This window comes from bacterium (assembly GCA_040754625.1).
Lineage (GTDB): Bacteria > JACRDZ01 > JAQUKH01 > JAQUKH01 > JAQUKH01 > JAQUKH01.
This window is the reverse complement of sequence record JBFMCF010000060.1, coordinates 39,688-48,884: the sequence shown is the minus strand read 5'-3', so window position 1 is coordinate 48,884 and position 9,197 is coordinate 39,688. Positions and strand designations below refer to the sequence as shown.

At 42.2% G+C, this 9,197-nt stretch carries 9 protein-coding genes; all 9 read right to left on the bottom strand.

Going from position 1 to position 9,197, the window contains the following annotated elements; all coding sequences use genetic code 11:
- Positions 1 to 295 precede the first annotated feature (295 nt).
- The 9 genes from AB1498_05140 to AB1498_05100 all read right to left on the bottom strand — a co-directional run bounded on the left by AB1498_05140 (position 296) and on the right by AB1498_05100 (position 9,170).
- Positions 296 to 916, bottom strand: a complete 621-nt coding sequence (locus tag AB1498_05140; protein ID MEW6087669.1) for a V-type ATP synthase subunit D — start codon at positions 914 to 916, stop codon at positions 296 to 298.
- Positions 917 to 1,041: 125 nt separating this feature from the next.
- A complete protein-coding gene (locus tag AB1498_05135) occupies positions 1,042 to 2,418 on the bottom strand; it encodes a V-type ATP synthase subunit B (protein MEW6087668.1) in 1,377 nt (458 codons plus the stop codon).
- Between the two features lies 1 nt (position 2,419).
- On the bottom strand, positions 2,420 to 4,192 hold the full coding sequence (locus tag AB1498_05130) for a V-type ATP synthase subunit A (protein MEW6087667.1): 1,773 nt from the start codon (positions 4,190 to 4,192) through the stop codon (positions 2,420 to 2,422).
- 37 nt (positions 4,193 to 4,229) lie between these two features.
- On the bottom strand, positions 4,230 to 4,538 hold the full coding sequence (locus AB1498_05125; GenBank protein ID MEW6087666.1) for a V-type ATP synthase subunit F: 309 nt from the start codon (positions 4,536 to 4,538) through the stop codon (positions 4,230 to 4,232).
- A 6-nt stretch (positions 4,539 to 4,544) separates the two neighbouring features.
- Entirely contained in the window at positions 4,545 to 5,549 is a 1,005-nt protein-coding gene (locus tag AB1498_05120) for a V-type ATPase subunit (protein MEW6087665.1), read from the bottom strand.
- Complete coding sequence (locus AB1498_05115) at positions 5,521 to 6,114, bottom strand: V-type ATP synthase subunit E (protein MEW6087664.1); 594 nt, start codon at positions 6,112 to 6,114, stop codon at positions 5,521 to 5,523. Before AB1498_05115 ends, AB1498_05120 begins: the two co-directional genes overlap by 29 nt.
- A gap of 13 nt (positions 6,115 to 6,127) precedes the next feature.
- Positions 6,128 to 6,730, bottom strand: a complete 603-nt coding sequence (locus tag AB1498_05110) for a V-type ATP synthase subunit K (protein ID MEW6087663.1) — start codon at positions 6,728 to 6,730, stop codon at positions 6,128 to 6,130.
- A gap of 40 nt (positions 6,731 to 6,770) precedes the next feature.
- A complete protein-coding gene (locus AB1498_05105; protein MEW6087662.1) occupies positions 6,771 to 8,741 on the bottom strand; it encodes a V-type ATP synthase subunit I in 1,971 nt (656 codons plus the stop codon).
- A 108-nt stretch (positions 8,742 to 8,849) separates the two neighbouring features.
- The gene (locus AB1498_05100) at positions 8,850 to 9,170 is read right to left on the bottom strand and encodes a hypothetical protein (GenBank protein MEW6087661.1); all 321 of its coding nucleotides are present in this window, start codon (positions 9,168 to 9,170) and stop codon (positions 8,850 to 8,852) included.
- Between the last annotated feature and the right edge of the window lie 27 nt (positions 9,171 to 9,197).

Genomic DNA, 9,197 nt, shown 5'->3' with positions numbered 1-9,197 from the left:
AGGCTGGGAATAAAGATCCCTAATCGTCCGGTTTTTATACAAAATGTAGTGCAGAATTTGAGGGGGTAAAACCCGCAACCCCTTGAAAAATAAGAAGCTTGATTTTAAAACTGCGGAACTTAGGCTAGATTAATTTCGCTCATTGGTCTCCAGTATATTGACTAACTTGATTATTACCAATTAATAATTTTAATGAAGTGATTTCTTAAAAATATAAATTAGTATTTTGTAAAAAACTTATAATTTAACTATAAAATTATAGTTAAATATCTAACATATGTCAAATATTTTGAATCTAATGTTTCCTTACAATATCCTTGATTTTCATCAACCGTATCTGGTTGGAAAGCTCCAGCTCGGCAAGCCGCATGGAAATGTATTTGATGGTTTGTTTTAACTCGGGGATTAATATGTATTCGAGGGCGTTTACACGCCTTCTTGTTTGTTCGATTTCGGACGCCAAAAGCTCGGCCCTTTTTTCGATCTCGGATAGATGGAGCACTTTTGGCAGGATATTTTTGTATCCGTCCAGCGCTGTATCTAATTGCTGGGATGTAAAAAGATAACCGTAGGAATAAATATCGCCTTCGATTCTAAAGTCAAGCTTTGGTGTCTGGATATTAAATACCTGTTCCTGGCTGGTTGTTAAATTAAGGGAAACCTGCGGGGCCATGACGGCCTCCTCGAGAAATTCCCTGGACATCACGCCCTGCGCCCAGAAAAACTGCTTATGGACTTTTTCGAGTTCGGATTCGACATCAAGCCTGTATGATTTTATCTCGTCAAGAAGCTCCAGGAATTTACGCATAAGCTCGTCCTGCTTGTCTTTTAAAAGCTTATGCCCGCGAAGCGCTATAACAAAACGCTTTTTCATTTTCATCAGGTTCATCCTGGTAAGGCTGACATCAGCTAACATTTTATTTCCTCATTTGATTAAATCATGGCATCTTTACTGTCTTATTAAATTGGTGTTCGTAAAACGTGAAACGTAAATCGTAATAAGTGTTGGAATTCATCTATTTACTTTTTACGATTTACATTTTACTGATTCTTGTCCATATATTTCTTAATCTGGTCTTCCTTCACCCGTTTCAATTCACTGCGCGGGAGGATTTTCAAAAGCTCCCACCCGATATTCAGGCTTTCCTCGATTGGCCGGTTCGCGTATTCGCCCTGCGCCACAAATTTATTTTCAAACTCGTCGGCAAATTTTGAAAAGAGCTTGTCTGTTTCAGAAAGCGCGGCCTCACCGAGAATGACAGCGAGTTCCTTCGCCTCTTTCCCTCTCGCGTAACCAGCGAACAACTGGTTTGTCAGGTCCGCGTGGTCGTCCCTTGTCCTGCCGCGGCCAATGCCTTTCTGCTTCAAGCGGGAAAGACTCGGCAAAACGTCGATCGGCGGGTAGATATTTTTCTGGTGAAGGCTGCGAGATATTATTATCTGCCCTTCAGTGATATAGCCTGTCAGGTCCGGGACAGGATGGGTCTTATCGTCTTCAGGCATTGTAAGGATCGGTATCTGCGTGATAGAACCTTTCATGCCCTGGACCCGGCCCGCCCGTTCATAAATAGTCGCGAGGTCTGTATATAAATATCCCGGGTAGCCTCTCCTGCCCGGTACTTCTTTCCTCGCGGCTGAAACCTCTCTGAGCGCCTCGCAGTAGTTTGTCATGTCGGTCAGGATCACGAGCACATGCTTGTCTTTTTCAAAAGCCAGGTATTCGGCGGTGGTTAAAACAACGCGCGGCGTGGCGATACGTTCGATGGGCGGGTCGCTGGCCAAATTAATAAAAAGGACGGCGCGGTCTATCGCCCCTGTCTTTTTGAAGTCCTCGATAAAAAAGTCCGCTTCTTCGAATGTGATACCCATGGCCCCGAATACCACGGCGAATTCTTCCTCTTTCCCAAGGACTTTTGCCTGTCTCGCTATCTGGGCCGCGATTCTCGCGTGGGGGAGGCCTGATCCTGAAAATATGGGAAGTTTTTGCCCGCGAACAAGAGTGTTCATCCCGTCAATGGAGGAAATTCCGGTTTGTATGAATTCTTTCGGGAAATCTCTCGCGTAAGGATTTATCGGGCTCCCGTTGATGTTGATTTTTTTCTCGGGCAGGATCCGGGGCCCGTTATCTATGGGCTCGCCGAGCCCGTTAAAAATCCTGCTCATCATGTCAAGCGAAACACCGATCTCAATGCTTTTCCCGGTAAAACGGACGCGGCTCCCTGTAAGGTTGATACCCGAGCTTCCTTCAAAAATCTGGATAAGGGCTTTATCTCCGGAAACTTCCAGTACCTGGCCCCGCCTGACCTCTTTATTTTCAAGCTCAATTTCAACAAGTTCACCGTATTTAACTCCTTCGACACGTTCCACGAGCAAAAGCGGCCCATTAACAGCTGTAACGGAAAGATATTCTTTGAACATATTATTTTTTCTCCGTATGTTGATCAAATAATTTTTCAAAAATTTGATTCATCTCATTCTCTGAATTCACAAGAATTTCCGGTTTTTCTTCCGGTGTAAATTTCGCTTTAACAATTTGTTCCCTGACGGGAAGTTTAAAAATTTCTTTCAGGGGGACCTTTTTTTCCAGACCTTCCAGGGATTTTTGATGGAAGTTAATGATAAGTTTAAGCATATTGTATTGTTTATTAAGGGAGGTGTAAGTGTCCTGCATATCAAAAGCATTCTGGTGCAGAAAGTCCTCCCTGATTGATTTAGCGGTTTCCATCGTAAGCTTATCATGGTCCGATAAAGCGTCTATCCCCACAAGGCGCACAATTTCCTCGAGTTCCGCCTCTTCCTGGAGGATGCGCATTGATTTGGCGCGGAGACCGGGAATATCAGGCGCTACGCGTTTTAGATATTCCTCGATATTTTCAATATAAAGGGAATAACTCCTGAGCCAGTTTATCGCGGGAAAGTGCCTGCGATACGCGATTTTATCTTCCAGCCCCCAGAATACTTTTACGATACGCAGGGTTGCCTGTACTACCGGGTCGGAAAGGTCTCCTCCCGGGGGTGATACCGCACCGACAATAGATATGCTTCCAACCCTTCTTTCCTTGCTCGAGAGGCATACCACCTGTCCCGCGCGTTCGTAGAACCCGGCTATTCGGGACGCGAGGTAAGCAGGGTAACCTTCTTCTCCCGGCATTTCCTCGAGACGCCCGGATATTTCCCGCAGGGCCTCGGCCCAGCGAGAGGTTGAGTCCGCCATTACGGCGACATTATAACCCATGTCCCTGTAATATTCGGCCATTGTAACACCGGTATATATCGATGCCTCGCGCGCCGCGACGGGCATATTTGATGTGTTCGCGATTAAAACAGTCCTTTTCATCAGCGATTCACCGCTTTTCGGGTCTTTTAATTCAGGGAATTCCAGAAGGACGTCAGTAATCTCATTACCGCGTTCACCGCACCCGATATAAATCACAATATCAGTGTCCGCCCATTTCGCGAGCTGTTGCTGGACCACTGTTTTTCCTGTGCCGAAAGGACCTGGGATACATGCTGTCCCGCCTTTGGTAATGGGAAAAAACATGTCTATCACCCTCTGCCCGGAAGACAGTAATTCTTTCGGCGGCAGTTTCTCCTGGTAAGGCCGCATCGCCCTTACCGGCCACTTGCGAAGCATGGTGACCTCTTTTATTCCGTCGCGGGTTTTTATTTTAGCTATCAGATCGGTGACCGTGTATTCGCCTTTTGCGGAAATTTCCATTAAATCACCCTCAACGTCATTCGGCACCATTATATAATGTTTTATCAGGACGGTTTCCTGAACGACTCCTAATTTATCACCCGTTGAAACCTTGTCGCCTTTTTTAGCGAGGGGTTCAAATGACCACTTTTTATTCCTGTCCAGCGCCGGGACGGAAATTCCGCGCGATATAAAATTCCCGGTTTTGGCTTTAATTATGTCAAGTGGTCTCTGGATACCGTCAAAGATCGATTCCAAAAGGCCCGGGCCGAGTTCAAGTGAAAGCGGGCTCCCTGTGTCCTCCACAGGTTCTCCCCGTCCTATCCCGACGGTTTCCTCATAAACCTGTATGGAAGCCTTGTCCTGTTTAAGCTCAATAACTTCACCGACAAGCCCATGTTTGCTTACTTTGACGACATTATACATATTGACGCCGTCCATTTTTTCAGCTACTACAAGCGGCCCCGCGACTTTCAAAATTTCACCCTTTATCATTTTGATACCTCACTTTTTCATTTTGAATTTTTCATTTTTACTTTAAAATATCCGTTCCTGTCGCCTTAATGATATAATTTCTAAGACGGTTTTTACCAAGCCCCCTGCTCCCTCTAAAGCCCGGTATAATTGTCACAATCGGCCACAGCCTGTCGATATTTTTCAGATAATCCGGGATTTGTTCCGCCAAGAGCTCGGTAATATAGATTATTTTATAATCTTCATTAAACATTTTTTCAAGGAGCGGCACCGCCTCTTTCCCGTTTGTCACGGGAAACGCGTCCGCCCCGATGGCCTTGAAACCCAATATTGACGGCTGTTCGCCGATAAAAGCGATTTTAGACATAATATTTTAAGTAATATACCCGTTTATTTTGTCTTCAATGATATTCTCCGCGATATTGTTTTCTTTGCCGATAAATATCATCCTAAGTATTTTAATTTCATTTTCTTTCCGCAATAAATAGCGTATCATAGGTTCAATGCCGTAAACTATATGTTTTGTCTCATTAAACCGTTTCCGGGTAAATTTGTCGCAGTTTTCTTCCAGTTCATCCATGGATTTTAAATCCTCGAGGCATTTAATCCCCGTAAAAAAAAGGTCCGCGTAATAATTATTTTTTATTTCTTTTTTTAAATTATCGGGGCTTATACTATAAATATCCGGGTAAAACCTTTCTTCATAATTCCCGCCGTGAAACAAAAATCCGGATAAACTGTTTTTCTCCTTTCCAAGCATTTTGAAACGAAAAAAAAGCTTGATATTGGCAAGGTCAATCCATGTTTTAACGAGGCTTGTAAGCAAAGGTGTTTTAAATTTTTCTGTTTTTTCCAGAAGAAGGACAAAGTACTCTTCATCAAGCATACAGTCAACATCCTGGAAACGGCCTTCTTTATAAAAATTTTCTTCTATATTCATTACTAATTGATGTAAACCCGGATAGTTGTTTTCCGAAATAAACGGGGCAGTCTCAAAAAAAGGCGTTCCGGTTTTATGCCCTAAAAATTTTTCTTTTAAACGCACCTTCAGGTTATGGAAGGAATACTGGAGAAAAAATATGTCAAATATTTCTTTTTTCGGCGCCAGATCATAAACCAAATTGTAAGTAGCTGCCCAGTCTTTGTTTAAAACATCTTCCCATGACTTTTTTGCTTTAAAACCATATTTATCTTCCAGGAGTTTTAACATTTCTTCAACGCCCGCCGAAGAAATCAATTCCTTATAAGCGCTCTGGTCCATAATAAATTTCTCCAGTATCGCGAGCCTTCCTGAAACATAACCATAATAAGGATTTTCCATGTGAAGGTTCTCTATATCCAGAAAATAATTATTTTTTTGAAAAAAGTATCTGTCCAATCTCCATCTCCAGGTCTTTGCGTAAATTGCCAAAGATTGTTTCAAAAGTATTATTTATTTCTATCCCGCTGTAGCGAAGGGTAAATCCGCCGCGGAAATCCCCGTATTTTTTCCCAAGTTTAAGTGCCGCGTTTTTCCCTGACGTTTTCAGGCGGTTGTTGATTCCCCTGACATAATCATCCGTGAAAATTTTACTGTCTTCTTTTGAAAAAATGATTTCTCCCTCGCCGTCCTGCACTGAACGCGTTATCATATTTTCAATAAGTTTTTGGTAATCCGTTACTTTTATTTCGGACTGGACTTTTTCGAAAACTTCATCTATTAAACATTGTTTTACCCCGAGAAACAAATTCCGTATCTTTATGTCGGTTTCTATTGTGTCTTTCCTGCGGATATCTTCAAGGTTTTTGTGCAGCGCGGCAAAAATCTCATGGCGTTTTAAGGAAATACTTTCATCATTCTCTTTTTGCATCCGTCGGATTATCAAGGTGGTTTCTTCTGTAATTTGATTTGCCTCTTTTTCAAATTCAGATTTAATTTTTGACAGGAGTTCTTCTTTACCCATTTTGTGTTCCTCTTTAAAACCTGATTCCGAACCAGATGCCAAGGATACCGGCCAAAAGGCCGAGGACGGCGTAAGTTTCAACAAGGACCGCCATGATAACACCCTTCATTGACGCCTCGGGTTTCTTGCCGGTCATCACGATGCCGTGGGCGGCGACTTTGCCCTGGTAAATGGCGGATGATAATTCTATAAATGACTGGAACGCGCAGATCCCGAGGATCTGTACCCCCTGGTTTAAAGTCACAGGCTGGATCGCCCCCCCTATAATTCCGATTTTTAAAAGCACAAGAAAGCCGGTGACAAAACCATAAATACCCTGTGTCCCGGGCAATGTCACAAGGATGAGAAGTTTCCCGAACATGTCGGGATTTTCGCTCATAATCCCGGTCGCAGGCGCCGCGGCCAGGGTAATCCCTCTCGCTGAGCCGAAACCGGAGAAAACTATAGCAATTATGGCTCCTATCACAGCAAGCGTAACACCGTCAATACCGCCGCTTTTCTGCATGACTGTTTCCGCCTGCGCGGGTTCAACAGCGGATTCCTGGGCATTTACAAACGATTTTGTAAATGAGACAAGCATCAAGCCGATTAATAAAAAACATAATGATTTTTTCAATTTCAATCCTCCTTCTTTTACGAATCTATTTTTTATTGATTTATTCTATCACAATGTATTTGCCTTCCTGCCGGAAAGGTTTAAACGGTGTTCCCCCGTTATCATAAAATTTCCCGAAAAATTCAACATAATGCAGGCGCGCTGTATGCACAAAAGCACCGAGCATATTTATGATTAAATTGAAAATATGTCCGCCGACGAGGCAGATTATTATCGTGATTGTTTTCGCGAAAGGATTACCCGGCAGGAAAGCCATGATATTAAAAACCATGGCGATAATCGAACCGGCGAGGCTGAGCGCAACAAGCCGGACATATGAAAGTATGTCGCCGATGTAGGCTGAAATACCGTAAAGTTTGTACGCCCCGAGGCCGACCCTCGCGAAAATATTTTTTGTGTCCCTTGCCGAAAAAAGCAAAATTAACAGGGTTGAAATCTTCGCGGCCCATGAAAAAACGGGGTATAAACTATTTGGAATAAGGTTTACCTTGACAACACCCATAAGGATTAATGAGCCGACAAGGAAAATCCATACAATCTGGTCAAATAAGGCGTCAACTATTTTTCCGTTTATGACATTCTGGTATGCCTTAAATCCAAGTCCCGTAAAAACATGGATCACTCCCACGCCAAGCGCGAGCGCGATGAAGGGGATCAGCTGGTTCAAAGGATCGATAATCATGAGTGAATTTTTCAGTGTTTTGAAAAATCCCAGTGAAGGCGGCAATTTGTCGGGCAAATCCCCCATCCATGTCCCTGTAATGGCGCCGATAAAAATCGTAGTTACGCCGACCCAGAAGAACAGGCCGAATATCTTTTTATCGCCCTCGGCCATTTTTAAATTTCTCGAGATATAATATGAAATCAGTGAGAGCGCGATACCGTAAACCACGTCTCCAAGCGCAAAACCAAAAATAATTGAAAAAAACACGGCGATAATCGGTGTGGGGTCTTTTTCATAATAATTCGGCATTCCGTAAAGTTCAACTATCAATTCAAAGGGCCTGAAAACAGGATTGTTTTTTAAAGCGGTAGGGACGTTTTCCCCCGCGGCGGGGTCCCGGAAATCAACGTATATGTCATTCGATATTCCCGCTAAAATGTTTTTTAACCTTCCGGTATCCTCAGATTTTATCCAGCCCTCGATTAAAATTGTTTTTTCTGTTTCCCTGAAATTTTTTTGAACGGTGATTTTATCTTTTTCCCATAAATAATAATCATGAAGGTTGATTAAAGTTTGCCTTTTTTGGGAAAATCCTGCCCTTTCGTCAAGTAAAAGCTTTTCTTTTTGGAAGAGCGCTGTAATTTCGTTATTAATTTTCGCGAGTATTTCTTTCGGTTTTTCTTTTCCTTCCGGTAAAGTTACAGGCGAATAATTAAATTTTTTCAATACGGAAATAAGGGTGCCTTCTTCATCTCTTAGCCCGAGTAAAATAAAATACCTGTCCCTGCCTGTGTCCTTGATCCCGTTTATAATAAATATATTGCTTTTCGCACTGAGATCGCCGAACAGCCACGGGTAAACCTCTATTTCCACTTTACCGAGTATGACAAATGTAAACCGGGTGCCTTTTATCTCATCCAGGGGAAGATTAAAATCAGCCCACGGCTCCAGTTCCTGGATAGTATGATGGTAAATCTCCCTCTTTTTTTTAATTTCTTCAAGTTCTTTATTTATTTCCACACACCGCGAAAATATGTTTTCCCATTCAAACCCCGAAATTGAATTTTCAAAGTCTTCTTTACGCACAAGGTTTTTTGCGGCCATCATATCCAGGACAAAACTTTTCTTTTCTACTGGGAGAACAGGCAGGAAGCTGAGCAAAAACTGGATTTTACTGATTTTTTCATCAGTGTTTTTTATGTCAGGGAGTGAAAGTTCTTTCAAACCGTCAAATTTTTGAATATCTGAAATCTGTACTATTCCAAGTTCATGAAGGTTTTTTATTATTTCTTCCGTGTAGTTCACGGGAGAAAAAATAAAAGACTTTTTCATTTTAACTACAGCCATTGTGTCCCTTTTAATCCGCCAAAGGCGGACAAGGTCTAATCCCCCGCCGCTTGCGGGCGATTTAAAAAAAATGCTTTTTATATACCTCGCGGCTTGCCGCGAAAAGATTCATCCGGAAAATTGTTTATAAACTTTTTCTTTTATGAATTCATACGCGCTTGGGAAATTAAGTTTCGCCTTTTCTATAATCCGATTTCTTTCTTTTTCCGCCTTTTCGAGTTTAATATATAATTCATTTTCAATTTCTTTTTTCTTGGTTGAAAAAACCTCTCCCGCTTCTTTGTTAAAAGAAGCAAGGGAATTATTATATTTTTCCAAAAGATTGTTCCTGGCAATCGTTATCTTTTCTTCACAATCTTTTTTTGTTTTACCGACTAATTCTTTCCCCTCTTTTTCTTTTTGCTTTATCTCGCTGAATGTTTTTTGCATAAATATTCTCTTTTATCCGGACAAAAA

What these genes read in the sequence shown, in the direction of transcription:
- AB1498_05105 (MEW6087662.1), bottom strand. Translation starts at nt 8,741, where the DNA reads ATGGCTGTAGTTAAAATGAAAAAGTCTTTTATTTTTTCTCCCGTGAAC.
- AB1498_05135 (MEW6087668.1), bottom strand. Translation starts at nt 2,418, where the DNA reads ATGTTCAAAGAATATCTTTCCGTTACAGCTGTTAATGGGCCGCTTTTG.
- AB1498_05100 (MEW6087661.1), bottom strand. Translation starts at nt 9,170, where the DNA reads ATGCAAAAAACATTCAGCGAGATAAAGCAAAAAGAAAAAGAGGGGAAA.
- AB1498_05140 (MEW6087669.1), bottom strand. Translation starts at nt 916, where the DNA reads ATGTTAGCTGATGTCAGCCTTACCAGGATGAACCTGATGAAAATGAAA.
- AB1498_05115 (MEW6087664.1), bottom strand. Translation starts at nt 6,114, where the DNA reads ATGGGTAAAGAAGAACTCCTGTCAAAAATTAAATCTGAATTTGAAAAA.
- AB1498_05125 (MEW6087666.1), bottom strand. Translation starts at nt 4,538, where the DNA reads ATGTCTAAAATCGCTTTTATCGGCGAACAGCCGTCAATATTGGGTTTC.
- AB1498_05130 (MEW6087667.1), bottom strand. Translation starts at nt 4,192, where the DNA reads ATGATAAAGGGTGAAATTTTGAAAGTCGCGGGGCCGCTTGTAGTAGCT.